The following is a 25,433-nucleotide window of genomic DNA, read 5'->3' on the forward strand; positions in this document are numbered from 1 at the left end:
GGCTCGGCCTAGGCTGGGACCATGGACGAGGATCTCTTCTCGCTCGGCGGAGACGCGCCGGCGCCGCGCACGCTCTCTGATCGCAACGTCGATCATCGGGCGCCCCTGGCCGTCCGCATGCGCCCGCGCTCCCTCGAGGAGATCGTCGGGCAGAAGTCCGCGCTCGAGCCCGGCAGCCCGTTGCGCCGACTGGTCGCGGCGGACGACTCCCGGACCTCCCCGAGCTCGGTGATCCTGTGGGGTCCCCCCGGCACCGGCAAGACGACACTCGCCTATGTGGTGGCGCAGTCCGGGGACCGCGAGTTCGTCGAGGTCTCCGCGGTGCTCGCCGGGGTCAAGGACATCCGTGAGGTCGTCGACCAGGCTCGCTCCCGGCTCCGCACCGTCGGCCGCGAGACGGTCCTGTTCGTCGACGAGGTGCACCGCTTCTCCAAGTCCCAGCAGGACGCCCTGCTGCCCAGCGTCGAGAACCGCTGGGTGACCCTGATCGCCGCGACCACCGAGAACCCGTACTTCTCCGTGATCTCGCCGCTGCTCTCCCGCTCGATCGTGCTGACCCTGGAGTCCCTCGAGCGGACGGACCTCGACACCCTGGTGGACCGGGCGCTGGCGGATGACCGCGGGCTCGGCGGGGCCGTCACCCTGACCGACGATGCCCGCGAGGCCCTGCTGAGGCTGGGAGGAGGGGACGCCCGCAAGATCCTCACCTCTCTCGAGGCCGCTGCGGCCGCCGCCCTCATGAAGGAGTCGCGCGAGATCGATGCGGGCACTCTCGCCCAGGCCGTGAACAGGGCCGCCCTGCGCTACGACCGCGCCGGGGACCAGCACTACGACGTCACCAGCGCCTTCATCAAGTCCATGCGCGGCAGCGATGTGGACGCCTCCCTGCACTACCTCGCCCAGATGATCGAGTCGGGGGAGGACCCCCGGTTCATCGCCCGCCGTGTGGTGATCGCGGCCGGCGAGGAGGTGGGCATGGCCGATCCGACCGCGCTGCAGGTCGCGGTCGCCGCTATGCAGGCGGTGCAGATGCTCGGCATGCCGGAGGGCCGGATCCCGCTCGCGCAGGCCGTCGTGCACATCGCGACGGCCCCGAAGTCCAACGCCTCCTACCGGGCCCTGGACGCCGCGATCGCCGATGTGCGCGCGGGGAAGGGCAGCGGGGTTCCCGCCCATCTTCGCGATGCCCACTACGCCGGCGCGAAGAAGCTCGGCCACGGGACCGAGTACCGCTACGCGCATGACGCGCCGCACGGCGTGGTGGCGCAGCAGTATGCGCCGGACGATCTCGTGGGGATGGACTACTACCACCCCACGGGGCACGGCAACGAAGCCCAGACCAGCCGACGGGTCGAAGCGCTGCGACGGATCCTGCGCTCTGCCGAGGGCTCCTGATCGGGCTCGTCGGACGAGGCGGAGCGCCCCTGCGTGAGCCGCTCTGGCGGCCGCTCTGTGGGCCACTCCACAGGAACTCGAGGTCACACCGACGGGTCAGGTCGTTGAGTCGATGCTCGACCTGCGGTAATCTTGGGCGTTGAATCCGCGGCTGCATGACTGGATTCACCACACGAACAAGAGGTATACCTCGTGACCAACGTCACCCGTGCGCGCCGCCAGGCGCGCCTCTCCCGAGCTCTTGGGCTCCCGCTGACCCCGAAGTCGGTCAAGTACTTCGAGAAGCGCCCGTACCCCCCGGGCGAGCACGGCCGTGCTCGCCGTCGGACCGAGTCCGACTACGCCGTGCGCCTGAAGGAGAAGCAGCGCCTGCGTGCTCAGTACGGCATCCGCGAGAAGCAGATGCACCGCGCCTACCTGGACGCCAAGAAGGAGCCGGGTCTGACCGGTGAGAGCATGGTCGAGCTGCTGGAGATGCGTCTCGACGCTCTCGTGCTGCGCTCCGGCTTCGCCCGCACCACGCTGCAGGCTCGTCAGGCCGTCGTGCACCGCCACGTCCTGGTCGACGGCAAGATCGTGGACCGTCCCTCCTTCCGCGTGAAGCCGGGCCAGACCATCCAGATCAAGCCCAAGAGCCAGGCCATGGAGTCGTTCCAGATCGCTGCCGAAGGCGGCAACTCGGACGTTCTCGCCTCGGTCCCCTCGTACCTCTCCGTCGAGCTCCCCGAGCTCAAGTCGCAGCTCGTCGCACGCCCCAAGCGTGCCGAGGTCCCTGTGACCTGCGAGGTCCAGATGGTCGTCGAGTACTACGCGCGCTGACCTCTCCTCACTGCGGCGCGAAGGCCCCGGCGGGTGTACTCCGGTACCCTGACCGGGGCCTTCGCGTCCGTTCAGCTCGTCGGGCGCCTCTGCGCGCCCTCCCCAGGTTTCCCCGGAAGGACCTCACCAGACCATGCGCACATCCGAGATCCATCGTCGCTGGCTCGACTTCTTCGCGAAGAAGCAGCACGAGTTCGTCCCCAGCGCCTCGTTGGTGTCGTCCGATCCGTCGATCCTCTTCACGATCGCCGGCATGGTCCCCTTCATCCCGTACATCGTGGGCACCGAGAAGGCCCCGTACTCGCGCGCGGTGAGCGTGCAGAAGTGCATCCGCACCAATGACATCGAGAACGTCGGCCGCACCACGCGCCACGGCACGTTCTTCCAGATGGCCGGGAACTTCTCCTTCGGCGACTACTTCAAGAAGGGCGCCATCGACTTCTCCTGGGAGCTGCTGACCACCCCGCAGGACGACGGGGGCTTCGGTTTCGATCCCGAGTCCCTCTGGTTCACGCTGTGGGAGAAGGACGAGGAGTCCTACCAGCACGTCACCGAGGTCATCGGTCTGGACCCCTCCCGGGTCGTGCAGCTGCCGTGGGAGGAGAGCTGCTGGGACACCGGTCAGCCCGGTCCCGCGGGGTCGACCGGCGAGTGGCACGTGGACCGTGGCCCCGAGTACGGTCCCGACGCCCCGAGCGGCCGTGTGCCCGAATGGCCCGGGAGCCCGGACGCCGAGGACCGGTACATCGAGATCTGGAACCTGGTGTTCGACCAGTTCCTGCGCGGCCCGGGCACGGGCAAGGACTACCCCCTGCTCGGCGAGCTCGACCAGCGGTCGATCGATACGGGTCTGGGCGTCGAGCGTGTGGCCTATCTGCTGCAGGGCAAGCAGAACATGTACGAGATCGACCAGGTCTTCCCGGTGATCGAGAAGGCCCAGGAGCTCTCCGGTCGGGTCTACGGCGCCGACGAGGAGGACAGTGTGCGCCTGCGCATCGTGGGCGACCACGTGCGCAGCGCGCTGATGCTCGTGTCCGACGGCGTGCGCCCGGGCAATGAGGGCCGCGGCTACGTGCTGCGCCGGATCATCCGCCGTGCTGTGCGCTCCATGCGTCTGCTCGGCTACGCGGACCCGTCGATGCCCCACCTGCTGCCGGTCTCCAAGGAGGCGATGGTCGAGTCCTACCCGGAGCTCGCCGCGGACTTCGGCCGGATCAGCGAGATCGTCTACGCCGAGGAGGAGGCCTTCCGCCGCACCCTCGTCACCGGGACGGCGATCTTCGACCAGTTCGCCGGCGCGGTGAAGAAGGAGGGCGGCCGCAGCCTGGCCGGCCCCGATGCCTTCCGCCTCCACGACACCTACGGCTTCCCGATCGACCTCACCCTCGAGATGGCGCAGGAAGTGGGCCTGACCGTCGACGAGGAGGGCTTCCGCACCGCGATGTCCGAGCAGCGCGAGCGTGCGCGGGCCGATGCCGCCTCCAAGAAGTCCGGACACACGGACACCGCGCTCTACAACCAGCTGCTGGGAGAGCGCGGCGAGGCCGTGCCCTTCGTCGGCTACACGGAGTCGACGCTCTCCACCACGGTCGAGTCCGTCCTGGTGGACGGTGCGCTGGTGGACTCGGTGCAGGCTCCGGCGGAGGTCGAGCTCGTGCTCGCCTCGACCCCGTTCTACGCGGAGATGGGCGGCCAGCTGGCCGACCAGGGACGCATCACCCTGGCCAGCGGCGGCATCGTCGAGGTCGACGACGTCCAGGCTCCGGTCAAGGGCCTTCCGGTCCACCGCGGACGGCTCGTCGAGGGCGAGGTGCACATCGGCGCCGGCGCGGTCGCCGCGATCGATGTGGCGCGTCGCGGCGCGATCGCCCGGGCGCACACCGCCACGCACATGGTCCATCAGTCCCTGCGCGAGGAGCTCGGCGACGGTGCCACCCAGGCCGGTTCGGAGAACTCGCCGGGACGCATGCGCTTCGACTTCCGCTATGGGCAGGGCGTGCCGCGCAGCGCGCTCGCGCAGATCGAGGGGCGCGTGAACACGCTCCTCCAGGACGAGCTCGCGGTCACCGACCAGCAGATGCCGATCGACGAGGCGCGGGCGCTCGGCGCCCAGGCGCTGTTCGGCGAGAAGTACGGCGACATCGTGCGCGTCGTCTCCATCGGCGGCGACTGGTCACGCGAGCTGTGCGGCGGCACCCATGTCGACTCCACCGGTGCGATCGGCACGGTTCAGCTCATGGGCGAGGCCTCCATCGGCAGCGGCGTGCGGCGGGTGGATGCCCTCGTGGGTCTGTCGGCCTACCGGTTCCAGGCGCAGGAGCATGCCCTGGTCTCCCAGCTCTCGGAGATGCTCAAGGTGGGCTCCTCCGCTGATCTTCCCGAGCGCGTGAAGACGATGACCCAGCGCATGAAGGACATGGAGAAGCAGCTCGCCGCCCTGCGCGGCCAGCAGCTGCAGGCCGAGGCCGGGAAGCTCGCCTCCAGCGCCACGGACGTCGGGGGAGCGCGACTCCTCGTGCACGACGCCGGTGAGGGGATCGCCGCCGGCGACCTGCGCACCCTGGCGCTCGACCTCCGCACGCGCCTGGGCGAGGACTCGCCCTCCGTCGTGGCCATCGCCGGGCACGAGGACGGCCGGGCCGCGCTCGTCATCACGACCAACGCTGCAGCGCGGGACCTGGGCCTCGCCGCTGGGGCCCTGCTGCGCACCGCCGCCGAGGCGATGGGCGGCCGCGGCGGCGGCAAGCCCGACATGGCGCAGGGCGGCGGCGGTGAACCCGCACGGATCCCCGACGCGCTCTCCGCCGTCCGCGACGCGGTCGCCGCGGCGCTCCCCGCATGATCGGGGCCGATGGCCGAGGCGCAGCTGACCGAGATGCCGCCGACCGGGACGAGGACCCGGGGCTTCCCCGAGGGGTGCGGCTCGGGGTCGACGTCGGCGACGTGCGCGTCGGGCTCGCCCGCAGCGACCTCGACGGGATGATCGCGACCCCGGTCGAGACCCTCGACCGGGAGAGCGCGACGCGCCGGGTCGTCGACGAGGCGGCAGAAGCGGACGCCCGTGTGATCATGGTGGGGCTCCCGCGTTCCCTGAACGGCACCGAGGGTCGTGCGGCCGAGAAGGCGCGAGCCTTCGTCGCCGAGCTCTCGGTGCTCCTCGAGGGCAGCGGTCGGGACGTCGAGATCCGCCTGCTCGACGAGCGGCTGACCACGGTCACCGCGCATCAGGCGCTGCATTCTGCGGGCCGGAAGGGGCGCAAGCACCGGAAGGTCGTGGACCAGGTCGCTGCCGTGATGATCCTCCAGCAGGCATTGGACATCGAACGGTCCACCGGGCGACGCGCCGGTGAGCTCGTCGAGTCAATCCCTGGTCGCACCCCATCAACCGATCAGGAGGACGACGGATGAGCGAGGACGAGAACTACTCGTTCGACGAGGTCGCCGAGCATCAGACCGCTGCCGCGGCCACGCACCGGGGTCGCCGTCGGGCGAAGACGCCCCAGCGGCCGAAGCGCGGGGGACTGCTGCGCGGAGTCCTTCCCGTGCTGCTCGTGCTCGTCGTCCTCGGGGGTCTCGGAATCGGCGGATTGCAGGGATACCGCTGGCTCACGTCGAACGTCACCGTCGAGCAGGAGGACCCGGAGTTCCCGGGTCCCGGCTCGGGCGAGGTGGTCGTCGAGATCGCCACCGGCGATACCGGCACGGACATCGCCTCGACACTCGTCGACAAGGGCGTCATCAAGACGTCCGGCCCGTTCATCACCCTCTTCTCGAACACGCCCGACGCCGGGAAGATCGAACCCGGGGTCTACCGGGTCAAGAAGCAGATGACCTCCCGCGATGCGCTCGACGCGCTCCTGGACCCGTCGAACCTCGCCGGGCACCGGGTGATCATCCCCGAGGGTCTGAACCTCTCCCAGATCTGGCCTCTCCTGTCCGAGGCCTCCGGGATCCCGGAGAAGGACTTCGCGAAGGCCGCCAAGGACTACACCAGCTACGGCATCCCGAAGAACTCGGCCGGGACGCTCGAGGGCTACCTCTGGCCGGGACGCTATGACATCCCCGAGGAGGCGACCGCCGAGGAGATCATCCAGATGATGTGGGACAGCATGGAGGAGCAGCTGACCTCCCGCGGCATCCCCGAGAAGTCCTGGCACGAGACGCTCACGATCGCCTCGCTCGCCGAGCTCGAGGTGCGCAAGGCCGACGACTACGGCAAGGTCGTCCGCACGATCCATAATAGGCTCGAGGGCACCGGCGAGGCGAAGGGCACCCCGATGCCCCTGCAGTTCGACTCCACCGTGCACTACGTCACCGGCAAGGCGGCCAGCGTGGGCACGACCTCCAAGGAACGCAGCAGCGACAGCCCGTTCAACACCTACGTCCACACCGGCCTCCCGCCGGGGCCGATCGGGGCACCGGGCGCCGGGTCGCTGGATGCGGCGGCGGATCCGCCCGCCGGCGACTGGCTGTACTTCGTGACGGTGAACACGGACACGGGCGAGACCAAGTTCGCCGCCACCTGGGCCGAGCACGAGGAGAACGTCAAGGAGTGGCAGGACTGGGCCGAGGCGAAGAAGGGCTGATCATGACCGGCAGGACGGCCTCGAGCGGCATCGGGCCACATTTCGGCGTGATCGGCTCACCGGTGCAGCATTCGCTCTCACCGGTGCTCCACCGCACCGCCTACGAGGTGCTCGGGCTCGACGGACCGACCTATGACCGCTTCGAGGTGCCTGCGGGCCGGCTCGCGTCCTTCCTCGTCGACGGACCCGGCCGAGAGCTGTCCGGGGCCAGCGTCACGATGCCCGGCAAGCCGGAGGCCTTCGCCCTCGCCACGGAGACCGACGCGACCTCCCGGGCGCTCGGCATCTCCAACACCCTGATCCGTCGCGAGGACGGGACCTGGCGCGCCGAGAACCATGACGTGCACGGGATCGTCGCGGCTCTGCGGGACCACGACGCCCGTGCGCCGCGCACCGGCGCGGTGCTCGGATCCGGCGCCACGGCGCTGAGCGCCGTCGCCGCTCTGCTCGAGCTGGGGGTCCACGAGATCCTGCTCAGCGCACGCACCCCGCACAAGCTCGCCCCGCTGGAGGCACTTGCCGGAGCGGAGCAGGTTCCCGTGCGCCAGGTGCCCTGGGCATCCAGTCATCTGCTGCTGGGTGCCGAGGTGGTCATCAGCGCGCTGGCGGTGGAGGGCGCGCACGCCGTCGCGACGGAGTGGACCGCACGATCGTCGCTGACCGCACCGACGCTGTTCCTGGACGTGCTCTACGATCCGTGGCCGGCGCCGCTGGCGGCTGTGGTGGCCGCCGTGGGCGGCGAGGTCGTCGACGGGTTGGAGATGCTCGCCCATCAGGCGGACCAGCAGGTCCGCTCGATGCTGGGGGTGCCGGCGGCTCCTGTCCCCGCGATGCTCGCCGCAGCTCGGAAAGAGCTGGCGGGCAGGAACTCCTGACTCCTCGGCGGAAAGCTTGTCCGGCAGAGTAAAGAAGTAGTAAAGTCGTCGGTGTCGGCCGGACCCTGTCGACATCGTCGGACGCAGCACGAGGACGTGACCCATGGACCTGGAGCGAGGAATCGTAGGCGGCACCGACGGTGTGCTCGGCCGTCCCGCGGAGTCCCCGGAGATGATCGGTCCAGATCTCACCACACCCCTCCTGCGGCGGTGCACGGCTCTTGCCGCGCGCGCCCGCGTGGATCTCCTCTCCGGAGGGCGTCACGATGCCTGCGACGAGCTCGAGCACCTCCTGGTGACGATCGACGCCTGGGACCGGTCGGGCATCGTGGACCCCGATCCGACGATGGTGGTGCTCGCCGCCGCAGCGCTGCAGGACCTCGGTGAGAGGCTTCCCGCGTCGGTCGCCTGCGCGCTGGGCATGCGGATCACGGTCGTGCTGGACCTGCTGCACACCCTGATGGATTCTCGGCGCATAGACGCCCTGGCGTGATTGTCTTCACGTTTCTGCTGGCAGGGCGCTTTTCGGTAGACGACCATCGCTGTCTGCGTGCTATATTTCTGAGGTCGCTACGGCGGTCACCTGTCCGGGTGGCGGAATTGGTAGACGCGCTAGCTTGAGGTGCTAGTGCCCGTATTAGGGCGTAGGGGTTCAAGTCCCCTCTCGGACACGTACGAACCCCTCCTGTCGGTGAGAACCGACAGGAGGGGTTCTTCGTCGTCCCCACGCACCGCGGATCGACCGCGCCGCGGAGGGGACGATCCGCGGTGCGTGGGAAGATCAGTGCATGGTCCATGTCTTCCTCCACGAGCCCGCCATCGCCGGGAACACCGGCAATACGATCCGGCTGTCCGCCGTGACCGGGGCGCGCCTCCACCTCATCGAACCGCTCGGCTTCGACCTCGAGGACTCGAAGCTGCGACGCGCAGGCCTCGATTATCACGACCTCGCCGATGTCTCGATCCATCCCGATCTCGACCATGCGCTGGACGCCCTGCCCGAGTCCCGGGTCTTCGCGTTCACCGCGCGCACCGACGTCTCCTTCGAACAGATCGAGTACACCCGTGACGACGTGCTGCTCTTCGGCACCGAGCCCACCGGGCTGCCGCAGGAGGCGATGGACCATCCCCGCGTCACGGCGACGGTCCGCATCCCGATGCTGCCGGCGCGTCGGTCCTTGAACCTGTCCAACGCGGTCTCGATCGCGGTCTACGAAGCCTGGCGACAGCTCGGCTTCGACGGAGCCGGGGCATGAACCGCCCGGAGAACGCGCGCGGCAGCTCCCTGCCCACTCGGCTCGAGCGCCGCAATGCTCTGTTCCAGCAGTGGCAGGCCCTGCTGGGCAACCGCACGAAGCGGACTCGCAGCGGCGAGATGATCGTCCATGGGGTGCGCCCGATCAGCCAGGCGATCGCGCACGGTGCCGAGATCCGCGCCCTGCTCTCCGACGGGCGGGAGCGGCCCTCGCGCTGGGCGCTCGAGCTGCTGGAGGACCCACCGGCCCCGGTCGTGGTCCTCGCTCCCGAGCTGATGGCGGAGCTGGGGGAGCGCCAGGACGGCGCCCCCGAGCTGCTGGCCCTGGTCGGCATCCCCTCGGACGATCTCAGCCGGCTCGCCCCCTCGCCGACAGCGGTCGTGGTCGTCTTCGATCGACCGTCGGGCCCGGGGAACATCGGGTCGCTCGCCCGGACCGTGGATGCCCTCGGCGGGGAGGGCCTCGTGATCACGGGGCACAGCGCCGACCCCTGGGACCCGGCGGCGATCCGTGCGAGCACCGGGTCGATCTTCGCGGTGCCCGTGGTGCGACAGGCCTCTCATCGAGAAGTGCTCACCTGGGTCCAGGAGCAGCGCGAGCAGGGCGTGCCGTGGACGGTGGTCGGCCTGGACGAGGCCGGGGGCTTCGAGCTCGCGCAGACGGATCTGACCGGTCCGGTGCTGATCGTGGTGGGCAACGAGACGATCGGGATGAGCGCCGGGTGGCGTGAGGCCTGCGACGTGATCGCCGAGATCCCGATGGGCGGGAGCGCATCCTCCCTCAACGCGTCCGTCGCGGGGTCCATCGCCCTGTACGAGGCGCGGCGCCAACGACGCTGAGCTGCAGCGGGGCAGCGGGGCAGCGCGCAGGGGTGGAGGGGACGTGGCGGAGCGCGTCGAGGCGGAAGTTCACCCGCCGGCCCCGAGCGCCGCGCGGACCAACGGTGCCCCGAGCAGGCCCAGGAACGGGCCGGCCAGCAGGACCGGTCCGACGGCGAAGCGCACCCCGGGGCGCCTGGTCACGATCATCACCACCGCTCCGGCGAGGCCGCTGATCACCGCGATCCCCAGCAAGGAGGCGAGGAGGGCGTCTCCGCCGAGCGCCGCGCTCATGAGCACTACCACCGGCAACGTCTTCGCATCGCCCATGCCCAGCAGCGACGGGGCGAGCAGGGCGAGCAGGATCGCCCCGATGCCGAGCAGCAGCGCGAGCACAGCCGCTGTTCGCAGCGTGCTCCGCGCGGCGGGCATCAGCACGGCCTCGAGCAGCAGCGCCACGCTCACCGCGAGGGTCAGACCGCCCACCCAGGCGTTCGGCAGGCGGTGCTCCCGGACGTCGATCCAGGCGAGCACGAGCGCGGGCGGCAGGTAGACGCCGAGCAGCACGGCGAGAGTGATCACGGGAGCCTCAGCAGGGTTGCCACGGTGCCATTGGACCAGAGTCCGGGACATCGGCGCCGGGGCGGGCGCGTCGTTGTGGACGGAGCGCGGGCGTGTCCGCGCTCAGAGCATGGAGAAGTGGTCCAGGGTCGACTCGACGCGGAGGATCCGTCGTCGCAGCCACACCTTCTTGCCGCCGCCCAGGTACAGACGCGTCCGCGCGTGTTCCCAGCGGCCGTACTCGGCCTGCTCCGTGAGGACCGCGCGCACCTGGGACACCGAGCTGTCCCGCGGGACCGTGATGATCTGGAACTCGTAGTCCTCCGCACGGCGCCCGCGTTCGAGCGGGAGGTCCCGCAGACCTCGCGGATCACGCACGTGCTCGATGCGTGCAGCCAGGGGCTTGTGGAGTCCGGACAACGAGATCCTCCTGTGATCGATGACCTGCCGGGACGGGCGGGTCCAGGGTACGGCCGCCACGGGAGCGGAATCCGACCGGGGGCCTTCGGTTCCCTCTGTCCATTCTGCCGTCCGAAGGGGTACCGTCCAAGCATGAACACGGATCCTCGCTCCGCTCTTGCTGCGCTGATCGCTGCCCTCGAAAGACACTACGAGGCGGCCTCCGCCTCCCGCGGTGACGACGATCCTGCCCTGGACGCCGCCACCGAGCAGCTCACCACTGCCTTCGACGCGTACGACGATGCCCTTTTCGATGCGTACGACATCGCCACGCCCCTGATCGTCTTCGATGCCGACGATGAGGACGACGACGATGACGATGACTTCGACGATCTCGATGACCTCGACGAGTACGACGATGACGACGACGATGATGACGATGATGACGATGATGACGATGATGACGATGACAATGATGACGACGATGATCGGGACGACTACGGGGACTCCGGCACCGGGCGCTGACCTCGTACGCTGAACCTGCACGTCATCTTCACCACTGGCTCCCACGCGGCGCCGGGCTCGATGCCCGGCGCCGCGTAGTCTGTCCGGGGCCGATGAGCGCATCGGCCCGTCACGACCGCTTGCCGTCCCCGAGGAGTGTCCATGTCGTTCATCGAGGCGATCGTCCTGGGCCTGGTCCAGGGTCTGACCGAATTCGTGCCGATCTCCTCGAGCGCCCACGTGCGCGTGGTCGGCGAGCTGATGGCCCCGGGCGAGGACGCGGGCGCCGCCTTCACCGCGATCATCCAGCTCGGTACCGAGACCGCTGTCCTGATCTACTTCTGGAAGGACATCACGCGGATCATCGGCAAGTGGTTCAAGGCCCTTGCCGGCAAGGTTCCGCAGTCCGATCCGGACGTGCGGATGGGCTGGCTGGTGATCCTCGGGTCGATCCCGATCGGCGTCCTGGGTCTGCTGTTCGAGAGCCAGATCGACCATTCCCTGCGCAACCTGTACATCACCGCCACGATGCTGATCGTCTTCGGCATCCTGCTGGGGCTCGCGGACAGGATCGCTCCCCAGCGCAAGGAGCTGACGGACCTCACGCTCCGCGACGGCATCCTCTTCGGCCTGGCCCAGGCTCTCGCGCTGATCCCCGGGGTCTCCCGCTCCGGCGGGACCATCACCGCCGGCCTGCTGATGGGCTTCACCCGCCAGGCGGCCGCCCGGTACGCCTTCCTGCTCGCCGTCCCGGCCGTGTTCGCCTCCGGCCTGTACAAGGCGGCGAAGGAGGTGCCGGCGCTGCTGAGCGCCGATGGTCGCGCGGCCGCCGCGGCCGCCGGGGAACCCTCCTTGATGGCGATCATCGTGGCCACCGTGGTGGCCTTCGCCGTCGGCCTGGCGATGATCGCCTGGTTCATGCGCATCATCGAGAACCACTCGTACCTGATGTTCGTCGTCTACCGGGTGATCGCCGGCCTGCTGCTGCTGGGTCTGCTCTGGCTGGGTGGAGTGGACCCGCTCGGCGTCGCCTGAGACCCCTCCCACCCTCGTCATCCGTCCTGTTCCGGGACCGTATGATCGAACAGTGGAATCTTGGATCTCTCCGACGCTCTCGCCCCTTCCCGCTTCCGGTGTGCCGCTGAAGCTGCACGACACCCGGACAGGTCGAGTGGCCCCCCTGATGCCGATCACCCCGGGCCGCGCCCGTCTGTACGTGTGTGGCATCACCCCGTACGACGCGACCCACCTGGGACATGCGTCCACGTACCACGCAGCGGACCTGATGCGCCGGGCCCTGCGGGACACGGGGCTCGAGGTCGAGGTCGCGCAGAACATCACGGACGTCGACGACCCGCTGCTGGAACGGGCCGAGCGCGACGGTGTGGAGTGGCGGGAGCTCGCCGCCTCGCAGACCGCCCTGTTCGCCGAGGACATGGAGGCGCTGCGGGTCGTCGCCCCGGAGACCTACCTCTCGGTGAGCGAGTCGATGGAGGGCATCATCGCGACCGTGACCACCCTCCTGGAGCGCGGGCGCGCTTATCAGGTCTCCACTCCGGATGCCTCCGGAGACGACTGGTACCTCGACCTCGACATCGACGGTGCCCTCGGCGACGTCTCCGGCTGGAGCGAGCAGCAGATGCTCGCCGTCTTCGCCGAGCGCGGGGGAGACCCCGATCGTGAGGGCAAGCGCGGCCGCTTCGATCCGCTCGTGTGGCGCGCCGAGCGCGACGGCGAACCCGCCTGGGACGCCGGGGTGCTGGGCCGTGGCCGTCCCGGATGGCACGTCGAGTGCGTGTGCATCGCCGAGGGCGGGCTCGGCCTGCCCTTCGACATCCAGGCCGGCGGCAGCGATCTGATCTTCCCGCACCACGATCTCAGCGCAGCCCATGCGGTCGCCCTGGGTCGCGGCTTCGCGAACGTGTACACCCACAGCGGCATGGTCGCCCATGAGGGCGAGAAGATGAGCAAGTCATTGGGCAACCTGGTGTTCGTGCACCGCCTGGTCCGCGACGGCGTCGACCCGATGGTGATCCGCCTGGTGCTGATGGCGCACCACTACCGGGCCGACTGGGCATGGTCCGACGATTCTCTCGCCCTCGCCGCGAGCCGCCTGGAGAGCTACCGGCTCGCGGCGTCCCGCGGTGGCTATCATCCGCGGACCGTCGAGGCCCTGCGTGCCGCACTCCGCGAGGATCTGGACACTCCGACGGCGCTCACCGTGCTCGACGGGTGGGCCGCTTCCTCGGACACCGTCGCGACGGCTGAGACGGAGGCGGAGGTGGAGGTGGAGAGTCCGGAGGGCACGTCGGCCCCCGGTGACGTCCTGGCCGCGGCCGACGCGCTGTTCGGCCTCGACCTGCGCGGCTGAGCCGCCTCCAGCCGGCGCGGCTGAGTCGCCTCCGGCCGGCTCGGGCAGGTCCGGGCCGGCTCGCGGCCTCAGTCGGTCTCGCGCCGTCGGCGCAGGAACTGCTCGAACTCCTTGGCGATCGCCTCGCCGCTCGCCTCGGGGAGATCCGCGGCATCCTGGGCGCGCTCGAGGCGCCGCACGTAGTCGGCGACGTCCTCGTCCGTGCGGGCGAGCTCGTCGACGCCGCGCTCCCAGGCTTCGGACTCCTCGAGCAGGTCGTCGATCGGGATCGGCGCGCTGACCAGCGACTGCACTTCCCGGAGGAGACCGAGCACGGCCTTCGGGGAGGGGTTCTGGGAGACGTAGTGCGGGACCTGCACCCACACGTTCGACGTGCGCAGGCCCGCGCTCGCAGTACGCCGGGCGAGGATCGTCGGGACGCCGACGGGCCCCGAGTACAGCTCGGAGCCCGCGACCGGCTGGGCCGATCCCGGTTCGATCGAGGAGGAGACCGGCAGAGGGCGGCTGTGCGGGGAATCCGCCAGGAGCGCACCGAGCGAGATGACCGAGCTCACGTCCAGCAGCTGCATCTGCTCGAGCACCTCGTCGCAGAAGCGCTTCCAGTGCAGGGACGGCTCGGGACCCAGCACCGTCACGATCTCGGGGCCACGCGGCGGCTGCACGATCCGCAGCTCGGTGTCCGGCCAGTCGAGAACCCGCAGACCGTCCTCGTCCGTGCTGATCTCGGGTCGGTTGACCTGGAAGTCGATGTACTCCTCGGCATCGACCGCGCCGGCCGGCCGTGACGGCCACACCTCGAGCAGATGCTCGATCACCCCGCTGGCGGCTTCTCCCGCGTCGTTCCATCCGCTGAAAGCCGTGATGGCGATTCGACTCATCCCTCCATCATAGGCTCCATCGCGCTCTCCGAGCCGAGGCGCAGGACCACCGGATATCCTCGCTGTGCCCCGGGGATCCACCACCCCGGCCGGAGGAGTGTCCACCCCATGAAGAGCCCCACGCTGAGACTCGGCGCACTGCCGCCGATCCAGGTCAGCCCGGGCACGCTCGTCACCGTCGCGGTGTTCGCGCTGATGCTGTACCCGTCGTTCTCCGACGGCAGCGGCAGCTTCTCCGCGGCCGCTCTGCTGCCTGCCCTGGGCATCGCCCTGTTCCTCGTCCTGTCCGTGCTCGTCCACGAGGTGGGGCACGCCGTGAGCGCTCGAGCCTTCGGTGCGACGGTCGACCACATCGCCCTGACGCTGTGGGGCGGGCACACGCAGTACACGGGGCGGCCGATGTCCGCCGCGGCGTCGATCGTCATCTCGCTCTCGGGCCCGGTCAGCAACCTGGCCCTCGCCGCGCTCGCCACGGCCGCCGGGACGCTGACCGATGCGGGGACCACCCCGGACGTCTTCTGGTATCTCTGCTCCCGCCTCAATCTCGCCCTGGCACTGTTCAACCTGCTTCCCGGCCTGCCCATGGACGGCGGACGCGCCCTGGAGTCCCTGCTCGGCGGTGTGCTGCGCAATCCGCTGCTGGGTACGCGCGTGACCGCCTGGATCGGACGCGGCATCGCCGTGCTCGTCGTGCTCGTCCCGCTGCGGTGGATCCTGCAGAGCGAGGGAGCAGGCACTTTCCTGCTGCTCGCGCTGCTCTGGGCGATGCTGATCGCCGGCATGCTCTGGCAGGGCGCCTCCCGGGCGCTCGGTGCGGCGACGCTGCAAGCGCGCATCGACACGCTCGCCGCGCGCTCCCTCGCCCGCCCGCTGCGTCTCGTCGCGCCGCAGCAGATGCTCTCCGACCTCGGCCCCTCCTCGGAGCTCGACGCCCTCCTCGTCCTGGACCAGCGCACCGCCCGGCCGGGGGTCGTCGGTCACGTCCTGCGCGTCCAGCCCGCCGCCGCCGCTGCGGTGCCGGACGGCGAACGCTCCCGCACCCCGATCAGCGCCGTGGCCGGCCCGGTGGGGGAGATGGGGGCGCTGCGGGCGTCGCTCCGCGGCGACGAGCTGGTCTCCGCGATCCTCGCGCGACCGTTCCCCCTCTATCTCGTGCTGGAGGATTCGGGCCAGGCGCTGGGCGTGATCCTCAGCGACGAGGTCAACGCTCTCCTGCGCGGACGGTGACCCATACGACTCCTGGGCGCGGACGTCTCACACAGCGTCATATGCTGGACGCATGACTGATCAGCCGCAACCGCCGCAGCAGAGCGCCGCCACCGACGAGGCTCCGGCCACCGCCCACCGAGACCTCGGACTCGGCCTGGATCGCACCGGCCCCTTCGCGGTCGGCGACAAGGTCCAGCTCGCGGACGTGAAGAACCGCCTGCACACGATCACCCTCAAGGAGGGCGGCGAGTTCCACACCCATCGCGGCGTGCTCAAGCACGACCTGCTGATCGGTGCCGAGGACGGCGTCGTGATCGAGGACGGCCGCGGCACGCGCTACCAGGCGCTGCGACCGCTGTACGCCGACTACATGCTCTCCATGCCGCGCGGCGCGGCGATCATCTACCCCAAGGACTCCGCTCAGATCCTCATGTGGGGGGACATCTTCCCCGGTGCCCGGGTGCTGGAGGCCGGCGTCGGCTCCGGCGGCCTGACCACCGCGCTGCTGCGCGCCGTCGGCCCCGAGGGCACCGTGCACTCGATCGAGCGCCGCGAGGACTTCGCCGAGGTGGCCCGTGAGAACGTCGAGACCTACTTCGGGGGGCCCCATCCCTCCTGGGACCTCTCGATCGGGGACTTCCAGGACCTCGCCCCGACGCTCTCACCCGGTGAGCCCCAGGTGGACCGCGTGGTGCTCGACATGCTCGCCCCGTGGGAGTGCGTCGAGTCAGCGGCCGAGGTGCTCGTCTCCGGCGGGGTGTACCTCGCCTACGTCGCCACCGTCACCCAGCTCTCGCGCACCGCCGAGGCGCTGCGCGACCATGGCGAGTTCACCGAGCCCTACGCCTGGGAGTCCTTCGTGCGGCCCTGGCACCTCGAGGGCCTCGCCGTGCGCCCCGAGCACCGGATGAACGCCCACACCGGGTTCCTGCTCACCGCCCGCCGCACCGCCCATGGCACGAAGGCCCTCACCCGGGTGACGCGACCCGCACCCGGCTCGCACCTCGAGGAGGAGCTCCAGGACCCCGCCAACGACGGCTTCGGCGGCTCGGACTCGCAGTGGGGCCCGAAGGACGTGGGGGAGCTGGGCGTCGCGCCCCGCAAGCTCAAGCGTGCGCTGCGGGACATCCGCCAGGGCCGGGACCGCTGAGCGGACCCGCCGCTGATCCGCCGACAGGAAGGAGACCCAGGACGATGAAGACATATGCGGAGATGACCGCCGAGCTGGACAAGCTCGCCGCCCACAACGAACGGCTGGTGGGCGGGCTGCGCAGCGCCCGTGCCCAGATCGTCGAGCTCAAGAGCGATCTGGAGCGGGTGGGCGATCCGCCGAACACCTATGCGACCTTCCTGCGTCGCGCCGAGGGCACGACCCTGGACGTGCTCCACAACGGTCGCAAGCTGCGCGTGGCCACGGCCGCGAGCCTCGACCTCGACGCCCTGGACCCCGGCACCGAGCTGCGCCTGAACGAGGCGCTCGCAGCGGTCGAGGCCGTCCCGGCCGGCGACTCCGGCAACGTCGTCCCGGTCGTGGAGGCCCTCGCGGATTCCCGGATCCTCGTCGCCGTCGCCCCGGACGACACCCGGGTGCTGCGCCGAGCGGGCGGGCTCACGGAGGAGACCCTCCATCCCGGGGACCACGTGCTCGTGGATCTCAAGGCCCAGCTGGTCATGGAGCGCATCGACCGCGCCGAGATCACCGACCTCGTCCTCGAGCAGGTCCCTGACGTCTCCTTCGAGGAGATCGGGGGGCTCGGGGACCAGATCGAGGCGATCCGCGATGCCGTCGAGCTGCCCTTCCTCCAGCAGGACCTCTACCGCACCTACGGGCTGCGGCCGCCCCAGGGCGTGCTGCTCTACGGCCCTCCCGGCTGCGGCAAGACGATGATCGCCAAGGCCGTCGCCCACGAGCTGGTGCTGCGCAGCGCCGAGGTGCGCGGGGTGAGCGTCGCCGAGGCCCTCGAGAACTCCGCGTTCCTCAACGTCAAGGGCCCCGAGCTGCTGAACAAGTACGTCGGGGAGACGGAGCGCTCGATCCGGCTGGTCTTCGAGCGGGCCCGCGAGAAGGCCGCCGCCGATCATCCGGTGGTGATCTTCTTCGACGAGATGGAGGCCCTGTTCCGCACCCGCGGCACCGGGATGTCCAGCGACGTCGAGACCACCATCGTGCCGCAGCTGCTCGCCGAGATCGACGGCGTCGAGGGCCTGGACAACGTGATCGTCATCGGCGCCTCGAATCGCGAGGACATGATCGATCCCGCGATCCTGCGCCCGGGCCGACTCGACGTGAAGATCCGAGTGCGTCGACCCCATGCGCGGGCCGCCCGCGAGATCCTCGGCCTCTACCTCGACGACTCGGTGCCGGTGCGGGAGGACCGCGAGGAGCTCCTGGACCTCGCCGTGCGCGAGATCTACGCCGAGGGCCCGGAATCGGCCTTCGTGCGCCTGGAGTACTCCGACGGCACGCAGGAGACGCTGCACTTCCGTGACTTCGTCTCCGGGGCGACGCTGCGCAACATCACCGACCGTGCCAAGAAGCTCGCCGTCAAGGAGCAGCTGGGCAGCGGGGTCGTCGGCCTGACCTCCCAGCACCTGATCAGCGCGATCACCGCGGAGTTCATCGAGAACGAGGACATGCCCTCGGCCGCGCACCCCGAGGACTGGGCGCGGATCTCGGGGACCCGAGGCGCCGCGGGCCGACGGGTGGAGGCTGTGATCCCCCTCCAGGGACGTTCCCGCGCCGAGGAGGAGGCCGCCCGATGAACGCAGAACCCACCGGCACGGACCACCTGCTGACCACCGAGCGGGTGATGGGCATCGAGACCGAGTTCGGGGTGCTGCACGCCGATCTCGAGGACCGGGCCCGCGCGGGCGCCGGCAGCTCGATCCTGCTCTCCCATCTCGTGGTCGGGGCCTATGCGCTGCTGGACCCCCAGGAGGGGGAGCGGGGCCGGCGCGTGCGCTGGGACTACGGCGACGAGACGCCGCTGCGCGATGCCCGCGGCTTCGAGCTGCAGCGCGCCGCCGCCCACCCCAGCCAGCTCACCGACGAGGTGCGCGACGCCCATGTGCCCAGCGTCGAGATGGATGCCCCGCTGGCGGGCCCGGAGGTCGCCCCGGACGGGGACGACGCCGAGGTGCTCGCCTGGGCCGCGCAGCGCTCCCTGGGCAACGCCGTGCTGACCAACGGTGCCCGCTGGTACGTGGATCATGCGCATCCGGAGTACTCGGCGCCCGAGGTCATGCGGGCCCGCGAGGCCGTGGTCCTGGACCGCGCGGGGGAGGAGATCGCCCGCCGCTCGATGGACATCCTCGCCGCCGCGGACGGCATCCCCGAGGTGGCGCTGTACAAGAACAACACCGACGGCAAGGGTGCCTCCTACGGGACCCACGAGAACTTCCTGGTCGATCGGGCGGTGCCCTTCGAGCGCGTCACCGCGGCGATGCTGCCCTTTCTGGCGACCCGGCAGGTGCTGGTCGGCGCCGGGCGCGTGGGCCTCGGCACCCGGGGCGAGCAGCCCGGGTTCCAGCTCTCCTCCCGCGCGGACTTCATGGAGGCCGAGGTCGGTCTCGAGACCACGCTGAACCGGCCCATCGTGAACACCCGCGACGAGCCCCATGCTGATCCCTCGCGCTTCCGGCGCCTGCACGTGATCATCGGGGATGCGAACCTGCTGGAGGAATCCACCTTCCTCAAGCTCGGCACCGCCTCCCTCGTGCTCGCAGCCCTCGAGGCCGAGCATCGCACCGGGCGCGCGATCCTCCCGGATCTGCGGCTGGTCGATCCGGTCGCCGCGGTGCGCACCATCAGCCACGATCCGACGCTGCGGGCCACGGTGGAGCTGGTCGACGGTCGTGCGCTGACCGCGATCCAGATCCAGCGGGCCCACCTCGAGGCGATCGCCGCGGTCGCCGACCGGGACGACGCCGAGACGGCGCAGGTGCTGGATGCCTGGGCCGAGCTGCTGGACCTCCTCGAGCAGGATCCTGCGCTGGCAGCGGAGCGCGTCGAATGGGTCGCGAAGCTGCAGCTGCTGGAGCGCTACCGGGCCCGGCACGGCCTGGAGTGGGGCGATCCGCGCCTGTCGATGATCGATCTGCAGTACTCGGACCTGCGCCCCGCGAGGGGCCTGTTCGGCAAGCTGCGGGCAGCGGGCGCCGTACGCACCCTCGTGGGCCAGGACGAGGTCGATGCGGCCATGACCACCGCACCCTCGTCGACCCGCGCCCATCTGCGCGGCGGCCTGATCTCCGCGCACCGCGAGCACGTACCCTCGGCCGGGTGGGATGCGATCACCCTCGCCGGCCCCGACAGCGGGTACCGCCTGCGCCTGGCGGATCCGCGCCTGGGCTCCGCCGCCTGGTGCGAGCTGCACGGCATCGACCTGACCACCGATCCCGAGACGATCCTCGACGCGCTGCGCCGGGCCGTCTCCGTGTCCTGAGGAGGACCCATGTCCCAGCAGTCCCTGAACGGCCCCGGCACCGGACCCGAGGACGAGCAGAACGAGGTCGCCGCACCCGGCGGCCAGACCTTCGCCTCGGCGCAGGGCGCCGACGACCTGCTCGACGAGATCGATTCCGTGCTGGAGTCGAACGCCGAGACCTTCGTGCGCTCCTTCGTCCAGAAGGGCGGTCAGTGACCCGATGAAGCGTCGCGTCGGAGGTTTGGAGACCGAGTTCGGCCTGGTGTGCGTGCGGGCCGACGGCTCCCGCGCCCTCGAACCGGAGGCGGCCGCCCGCGAGCTGTTCCGCCCGGTGGTCGCGATGGGCCGTTCCTCGAACGTGTTCCTGCGCAACGCCGCCCGTCTGTACCTCGACGTGGGCTCCCACCCGGAGTACGCGACCGCCGAGTGCGACGACTGGTGGGAGCTGGTGGCGCAGGACCGCGCCGGGGAGCGCATCTTCGCCGATCTCACCACGCAGGCCAACGAGCGCCTCGCGGCCGAGGGGCAGGATGCCCGCATCCATCTGCTGAAGAACAACGTGGACTCCGCCGGCAACGCCTTCGGCTCCCACGAGAACTACCTGGTGGACCGCCGTGGGGAGTTCACACGGCTGCCGCGCTTCCTGCTGCCCTTCCTCGTCACGCGCCAGATCGTCACGGGCGCCGGCGGAGTGGCCGCCCCTGCGGACGACGAGGACGGCGCCCAGTTCGTCTTCTCCCGGCGCAGCGACCACATGTGGGAGGCCGTCTCCTCGGCCACCACCCGCACCCGCCCGATCATCAACACCCGCGACGAGCCCCACGGGGATCCCACCCGCTACCGGCGGCTCCACGTGATCGTGGGGGACTCGACCATGAGCGAGGTCTCCACCTACCTGCGCTTCGCGACCACCGACCTGGTGCTGCGGGCGATCGAGTCCGGTCGCACCCTGCCCGAGCTCGCCCTCCAGGACGACATCGCCGCGATCCGTGCCGTGTCCCGCGACCTCACCGGGCGGGCGCCTATCGCCCTCGCCGGCGGCGGGACGACGACCGCCGTCGAGGTGCAGCAGCGGTGGCTCGATGCGACCGCGACCATCGTCGAGGGCGGCGACCGCGCGGACCGCGAGGTGCTGGAGACCTGGCAGAAGGCGATCGACGCGGTGGCCACCGGTGATCGCAGCTGGGCCGCGACCCGGCTGGACTGGGCCATCAAGGAGCGGCTGTTCGGCCAGGTCGCCGAGCGTCGCGGGGTGGGACTGGGCGATCCCGCGATCGAACGTCTCGACCTCGCCTATCACGACATCGATCCCGGCCAGAGCGTGTTCCAGGCCCTCCAGCGCCGCGAGCTCGCGCCGTCCCAGCTGTCCGAGCAGCGCATCCAGGCGGCCCGCGAGACCGCCCCGCGCACCACCCGCGCGCACCTTCGCGGTCAGGTCGTCACCGCCGCCCAGGAGCACGGCGTCGATCACGTCGTGGACTGGACCACCTTCCGCCTGACCCGACCCGGCGCGATGCCCGTGCAGGTGCTCGACCCCTTCGCGACCTCCTTGCCCACGGTCGACGCCCTGCTCGAGGAGATCCGGAGCCTCGGCGGCGCCGGCAGCCCCCGCGCCTCCGGCACGGTCACCCCGCCGCCTCCTGCAGTCTGAGAACCGCCGTCCCGGCGCCCCGTACGCTGGACCCGCGCCCCGATCGGGGCTCGTCCTCTGAAAGGCCCTCTGTGATCCGCCGTCGTACCTTGCTGACCACCGCCCTCGCCGCGGCCACCGCCATCGGCCTGGCCGCCTGCTCCGACGACGGCGAAGGATCCGGTGGCGCCTCCGACGGCGGCGGCGCGTCCGACGGAGGCGGCGCTCCCGCGCTGAGCGGGGTCACCGTCAGCGACGACCTCGGCGCCGAGCCCACCGTCGAGTTCACGGCCCCGCTGCAGATCTCCGCAGCGGATGCGCAGGTCATCGTCCCCGGGGACGGTGCGGCCATCGTCGAGGGGGACACCCTCGTGTGGCGCCATCTCTACATCGACGCCAGCAGCGGCGAGACCCTCCAGTCCTGGTGGCAGGGCGGTCCCGCCGGCGGCATCCAGGTCACCGAGGAGATCGCGGGCAAGGCGGCCTTCGAGGTCTTCACCTCGATGACCGTCGGCTCCCGCTTCGCGATGGCCGGCTGGCAGCAGGACCAGTCCGGACAGGCGCGCTCCCTGATCCAGGTGGCGGACGTCGACCGGGTCGTGGCCCCGCTGCGCGCCGAGGGCACGGCGGGCAAGCCCTCGGGGACGTTCCCGAAGGTCACCCTGGGCGACGACGGCGCTCCGGCGCTCGACGGTGCACCGTCCGGCGATGCCCCCACGAAGACCACCCGCGAGGAGCTGATCGTCGGCACCGGCGACACGACCGCCGCCGGCGACTACCTGACGATGCACTACACGGGCTGGAAGTGGTCCGACGGCTCGCAGTTCGACTCCTCGTGGGACCGCAGCGCGCCGTTCTCCTTCGTCCAGGGGCAGGGCCAGGTCATCCCCGGCTGGGACGAGAACCTGCTGGACCTCGCCGTGGGCAGCCAGGTCATGCTGGTCGTCCCAACCGACGACGCGTACAAGGACCAGGGCGAGCTCGCCGGGGAGACCCTCGTCTTCGTCATCGACGTGCTGGACGCCGCCCACCTGACAGACTGATTTGGCACACTGGCCCCTGACCCTCTTCACCTCCCGAAGGAGCACCCATGGATCGCAGCAAGCCCGAGATCGAGCACCCCGAGGGCCCCGCGCCCACCGAGCTGGTCAGCACCGACGAGATCGTCGGTGACGGCGACGAGGCGGGCCGCGGCGATGTCGTCGACGTGCACTACCTCGGCGTCTCGCACTCCACCGGGGAGCAGTTCGATGCCTCGTGGGACCGTGGCGAGCCGCTGCGCTTCCAGCTCGGCGTCGGCCAGGTCATCTCCGGCTGGGACCAGGGCGTGCAGGGGATGAAGGTCGGCGGCCGCCGCCGGCTCGAGATCCCCGCCTCCCTCGCCTACGGCGACATGGGCGCCCCGCCGGTCATCGCGCCCGGTGAGTCCCTGATCTTCGTGTGCGACCTGGTGGCGGTGCACAAGCGCTGACCACGTCCCGCACAGCAGCGGCGGCGGGGGAGCCGGAGGAGGAGCAGGCGAGCCTCTTCGCGGCCCCCGCCGTTCCTGTTCCCGAACCTGCCCCGAGCGGCCCGGGCCGCGACACCGCGGCCCGGGCCTCCGGTCTGCGCACGACCGCCGGGTTCGCGGTCGTCGACGAGCTGCCGGTGGCGAGCGTGCGCCTGGTGGGCGTGCTCCCGCACCTCGATCGCCCCTTCGAGTACGCGGTCACCCCCGACACCGCCGCCGCGGCGGCCGGCATGCGGGTGCGCGTGCGCTTCTCCGGCCGGGACACCGAGGGCATCGTGCTGGGCCGCCACGAGCGCGCCTCCACCGACAGGGCGCTCGCTCCGCTGCATCGGCTCGTCTCCGAGGACGTCGTGGTGCCGCCGCCCATGATGCGCGTGGTCGAGGAGGTCGCGGCGCGGTGCGCCGGCACCGTCGGCGACGTGCTGCGCCTCGCCCTCCCTCCCCGCCACGCCCGCGCCGAGAAGTCCGACCGCGCCGCGGCCGAGAAGGACGCCGCGCAGGAGGTCGAGGGGCAGGGGATCGAGGAGCAGGAGGTCGAGGAGCAGGACGGCGCCCCCGAGGACACGGTCGACGAGGCCGCAGAACCCGGGCCCTCGCCGCGCCCGGGTGACCGCTATCCGGGCCTGGGCGCGCTGCTCGCCCGGGCCGGGAGCCCCACCGGGCCGGTGCCACGGGCCACCATCACCCTGGACTCCGCGGACCCCTGGACCACGGTCACCGCCGACGCCCTCGGCGATCTCGACCCCGGGCAGGGCGCCCTGGTCATCGCGCCGGACCGCCGCGATGTCGATCGCCTCAGCCGGATCCTCACCGAACGCGGCATCGGGCACGAGATCCTCGCCGGCGCCGAGGGTCCGGAGAAGCGCTATCGGACCTTCCGTCGGATCCTCCGCGGCGCCACCCGGATCGTGCTGGGCAACCGCTCCGCCGCCTTCGCCCCCGTGCAGGGACTGGCCCTCGTGATCTGCTGGGACGAGGGCGACGATCTGCTCGAAGAGCCGCGGGCCCCGTACCCGCACGTACGCACCGTGCTCCAGTGCCGGTCCCACGAGGAGCGCTGCGCGCTGCTGTTCCTCTCCGCGAGCGACTCAGTGCCGCTGCGGGCCCTCACCGACGCCGGCTATCTCGCCCGCCTCGATCCGATCCCGGCCCCGGTGCGCTCGGTACGACCCCACATCGTCGCCATGGACCAGTACCTGCGCGACCGGGAGGGCGCGTCCGGTCGCTCGCGCCTACCGCAGGAGGCGATGCGCGTGATCCGCCGCGGCCTGGAGCGTGGGCCGGTGCTCGTCCAGGTGCCGCGCTCGGGCTACGTCCCGGCGATCGCCTGCACGTTCTGCGGCACCCGCGCCCAGTGCCCGCATTGCGCCGCCCAGCTCTCGATCACGGGTCGTGGCGGGCACCTGCACTGCCGGGTCTGCGGCCGGCGCGAGGACGGCTACCGCTGCCCGGAATGCGATCGCACGCAGGTGCGAGCCATGGTCATCGGCTCCACCCGCACCGCGGAGGAGCTCCACCGCGCCTTCCCGGATTCGCCTCTGCGGGTCGCGGGCGGCGCCCATGACACCCTCGCCGACACCGAGGTGCCCTCCGACGCGATCGTGGTCGCCACACCCGGCGCGGAGCCCGCGCCGCCGGTGCGCTTCGCCGCGGCGCTGCTGCTGGATGCCGACGCCATGCTGGGCCGGGCGGCCTTCGACGCGGACGTCGAGGCGATCCGCCGCTGGCGCAATGCGATCGCCCTGGTGCGCACCGCCGAGGACGGCGGGGAGGTGCTGATCGTGGGCACCGCGACCCTGCCCGCGATCCGGGACCTGGTCGCCCACCGCTCGAGTGCCTTCTTCGACCGCGTGCTCGCGGACCGCCAGGATCTCGATCTGCCGCCCTTCAGCCGGGTCGCGGAGATCGTGGGCGACAAGGACGCCTGCCGGCTCTTCCTGGAGACCACCGAGCTGCCCGACGGGACCGACGTGTTCGGCCCGGTCGACCTCGAAGGCCCGGAAGCGGACGGTCGCGCGAGAGCCGTCGTACGGCTGGACCCCCGGCGGTCCCGCGAGCTCGCCGACGCCCTCCGCGCCGGGGTCTCTGCGCGGTCCGCGCGCAAGGCCCGGGGATCGCTGCGTGTACGCCTCGACCCGCCCGACGTCTTCTGATCCGGCCGACGTCTTCTGGTCCGGACCGGAAGTCCACGGATC

General features: G+C 71.0%; 24 protein-coding genes and 1 tRNA gene. 22 read left to right on the plus strand and 3 right to left on the minus strand.

The window, feature by feature from the left end; genetic code table 11:
- Nucleotides 1-21: 21 nt before the first annotated feature.
- From ACT3T5_RS04715 to ACT3T5_RS04760, 10 genes are all read left to right on the plus strand, one after another.
- Nucleotides 22-1,395 carry a replication-associated recombination protein A gene (locus tag ACT3T5_RS04715; RefSeq protein ID WP_444576894.1) on the plus strand — a complete coding sequence of 458 codons (1,374 nt, stop codon included), beginning with the start codon at nt 22-24 and terminating at the stop codon, nt 1,393-1,395.
- 192 nt (nt 1,396-1,587) lie between these two features.
- Complete coding sequence (rpsD, locus tag ACT3T5_RS04720) at nt 1,588-2,214, plus strand: 30S ribosomal protein S4 (protein ID WP_443349781.1); 627 nt, start codon at nt 1,588-1,590, stop codon at nt 2,212-2,214.
- 133 nt (nt 2,215-2,347) lie between these two features.
- Nucleotides 2,348-5,056 carry an alanine--tRNA ligase gene (gene alaS, locus ACT3T5_RS04725; RefSeq protein ID WP_444576892.1) on the plus strand — a complete coding sequence of 903 codons (2,709 nt, stop codon included), beginning with the start codon at nt 2,348-2,350 and terminating at the stop codon, nt 5,054-5,056.
- Nucleotides 5,053-5,622 carry a Holliday junction resolvase RuvX gene (gene ruvX, locus ACT3T5_RS04730; RefSeq protein ID WP_444576891.1) on the plus strand — a complete coding sequence of 190 codons (570 nt, stop codon included), beginning with the start codon at nt 5,053-5,055 and terminating at the stop codon, nt 5,620-5,622. The genes alaS and ruvX overlap by 4 nt, the downstream gene beginning before the upstream one ends.
- Nucleotides 5,619-6,800, plus strand: a complete 1,182-nt coding sequence (mltG, locus tag ACT3T5_RS04735; protein ID WP_444576890.1) for an endolytic transglycosylase MltG — start codon at nt 5,619-5,621, stop codon at nt 6,798-6,800. The genes ruvX and mltG overlap by 4 nt, the downstream gene beginning before the upstream one ends.
- A gap of 2 nt (nt 6,801-6,802) precedes the next feature.
- Nucleotides 6,803-7,675, plus strand: a complete 873-nt coding sequence (locus ACT3T5_RS04740) for a shikimate dehydrogenase (RefSeq protein WP_444576889.1) — start codon at nt 6,803-6,805, stop codon at nt 7,673-7,675.
- Nucleotides 7,676-7,778: 103 nt separating this feature from the next.
- A complete protein-coding gene (locus ACT3T5_RS04745) occupies nt 7,779-8,168 on the plus strand; it encodes a hypothetical protein (RefSeq protein WP_444576888.1) in 390 nt (129 codons plus the stop codon).
- 92 nt (nt 8,169-8,260) lie between these two features.
- Nucleotides 8,261-8,346: transfer RNA gene (locus ACT3T5_RS04750), tRNA-Leu, on the plus strand.
- Nucleotides 8,347-8,463: 117 nt separating this feature from the next.
- Entirely contained in the window at nt 8,464-8,931 is a 468-nt protein-coding gene (locus ACT3T5_RS04755; RefSeq protein ID WP_444576887.1) for a tRNA (cytidine(34)-2'-O)-methyltransferase, read from the plus strand.
- Nucleotides 8,928-9,770: an RNA methyltransferase gene (locus tag ACT3T5_RS04760; RefSeq protein ID WP_444576886.1), complete on the plus strand. Its 843-nt coding sequence runs from the start codon at nt 8,928-8,930 to the stop codon at nt 9,768-9,770. The genes ACT3T5_RS04755 and ACT3T5_RS04760 overlap by 4 nt, the downstream gene beginning before the upstream one ends.
- Nucleotides 9,771-9,839: 69 nt before the next feature.
- Here ACT3T5_RS04760 and ACT3T5_RS04765 read toward each other — a convergent pair whose 3' ends face one another.
- Nucleotides 9,840-10,331 (minus strand): hypothetical protein, encoded by a 492-nt coding sequence (locus ACT3T5_RS04765; RefSeq protein WP_444576885.1) that lies wholly within the window; start codon nt 10,329-10,331, stop codon nt 9,840-9,842.
- Between the two features lie 102 nt (nt 10,332-10,433).
- The gene (locus tag ACT3T5_RS04770) at nt 10,434-10,730 is read right to left on the minus strand and encodes a DUF5703 family protein (protein ID WP_444576884.1); all 297 of its coding nucleotides are present in this window, start codon (nt 10,728-10,730) and stop codon (nt 10,434-10,436) included.
- 132 nt (nt 10,731-10,862) lie between these two features.
- Between ACT3T5_RS04770 and ACT3T5_RS04775 the strand changes: the two genes are divergently transcribed.
- From ACT3T5_RS04775 to mshC, 3 genes are all read left to right on the plus strand, one after another.
- The gene (locus ACT3T5_RS04775) at nt 10,863-11,234 is read left to right on the plus strand and encodes a DNA primase (protein ID WP_444593727.1); all 372 of its coding nucleotides are present in this window, start codon (nt 10,863-10,865) and stop codon (nt 11,232-11,234) included.
- 141 nt (nt 11,235-11,375) lie between these two features.
- On the plus strand, nt 11,376-12,248 hold the full coding sequence (locus ACT3T5_RS04780; protein ID WP_444593728.1) for an undecaprenyl-diphosphate phosphatase: 873 nt from the start codon (nt 11,376-11,378) through the stop codon (nt 12,246-12,248).
- A gap of 52 nt (nt 12,249-12,300) precedes the next feature.
- Nucleotides 12,301-13,584, plus strand: coding sequence for a cysteine--1-D-myo-inosityl 2-amino-2-deoxy-alpha-D-glucopyranoside ligase (gene mshC / locus ACT3T5_RS04785; protein ID WP_444576881.1), 1,284 nt, complete (start codon nt 12,301-12,303; stop codon nt 13,582-13,584).
- Between the two features lie 68 nt (nt 13,585-13,652).
- On the opposite strand, the gene ACT3T5_RS04790 is transcribed toward mshC, so the two are convergent.
- Complete coding sequence (locus ACT3T5_RS04790; protein WP_443344189.1) at nt 13,653-14,462, minus strand: PAC2 family protein; 810 nt, start codon at nt 14,460-14,462, stop codon at nt 13,653-13,655.
- A 108-nt stretch (nt 14,463-14,570) separates the two neighbouring features.
- On the opposite strand from ACT3T5_RS04790, the gene ACT3T5_RS04795 reads away from it, so the two are divergent.
- The 9 genes from ACT3T5_RS04795 to ACT3T5_RS04835 all read left to right on the plus strand — a co-directional run bounded on the left by ACT3T5_RS04795 (nt 14,571) and on the right by ACT3T5_RS04835 (nt 25,391).
- The gene (locus tag ACT3T5_RS04795; protein WP_444593729.1) at nt 14,571-15,689 is read left to right on the plus strand and encodes a site-2 protease family protein; all 1,119 of its coding nucleotides are present in this window, start codon (nt 14,571-14,573) and stop codon (nt 15,687-15,689) included.
- A gap of 52 nt (nt 15,690-15,741) precedes the next feature.
- Nucleotides 15,742-16,821, plus strand: coding sequence for a tRNA (adenine-N1)-methyltransferase (locus ACT3T5_RS04800; protein ID WP_444576880.1), 1,080 nt, complete (start codon nt 15,742-15,744; stop codon nt 16,819-16,821).
- Between the two features lie 44 nt (nt 16,822-16,865).
- Nucleotides 16,866-18,434: a proteasome ATPase gene (gene arc, locus ACT3T5_RS04805; RefSeq protein ID WP_444576879.1), complete on the plus strand. Its 1,569-nt coding sequence runs from the start codon at nt 16,866-16,868 to the stop codon at nt 18,432-18,434.
- Complete coding sequence (gene dop / locus ACT3T5_RS04810) at nt 18,431-20,116, plus strand: depupylase/deamidase Dop (RefSeq protein WP_444593730.1); 1,686 nt, start codon at nt 18,431-18,433, stop codon at nt 20,114-20,116. Before arc ends, dop begins: the two co-directional genes overlap by 4 nt.
- A gap of 9 nt (nt 20,117-20,125) precedes the next feature.
- Nucleotides 20,126-20,314 carry a ubiquitin-like protein Pup gene (locus ACT3T5_RS04815; RefSeq protein ID WP_444576877.1) on the plus strand — a complete coding sequence of 63 codons (189 nt, stop codon included), beginning with the start codon at nt 20,126-20,128 and terminating at the stop codon, nt 20,312-20,314.
- 4 nt (nt 20,315-20,318) lie between these two features.
- Nucleotides 20,319-21,749 carry a Pup--protein ligase gene (gene pafA / locus ACT3T5_RS04820; protein WP_444576876.1) on the plus strand — a complete coding sequence of 477 codons (1,431 nt, stop codon included), beginning with the start codon at nt 20,319-20,321 and terminating at the stop codon, nt 21,747-21,749.
- A gap of 71 nt (nt 21,750-21,820) precedes the next feature.
- Nucleotides 21,821-22,771, plus strand: coding sequence for an FKBP-type peptidyl-prolyl cis-trans isomerase (locus tag ACT3T5_RS04825; RefSeq protein ID WP_444576875.1), 951 nt, complete (start codon nt 21,821-21,823; stop codon nt 22,769-22,771).
- 47 nt (nt 22,772-22,818) lie between these two features.
- Nucleotides 22,819-23,199 carry an FKBP-type peptidyl-prolyl cis-trans isomerase gene (locus ACT3T5_RS04830; RefSeq protein ID WP_343922779.1) on the plus strand — a complete coding sequence of 127 codons (381 nt, stop codon included), beginning with the start codon at nt 22,819-22,821 and terminating at the stop codon, nt 23,197-23,199.
- A gap of 134 nt (nt 23,200-23,333) precedes the next feature.
- Entirely contained in the window at nt 23,334-25,391 is a 2,058-nt protein-coding gene (locus ACT3T5_RS04835) for a primosomal protein N' (RefSeq protein ID WP_444593788.1), read from the plus strand.
- The last annotated feature ends 42 nt before the right edge of the window (nt 25,392-25,433 follow it).

The organism is Brachybacterium sp. AOP3-A1-3 (genome assembly GCF_052378285.1).
In the GTDB taxonomy this organism is placed as follows: Bacteria; Actinomycetota; Actinomycetes; order Actinomycetales; family Dermabacteraceae; genus Brachybacterium.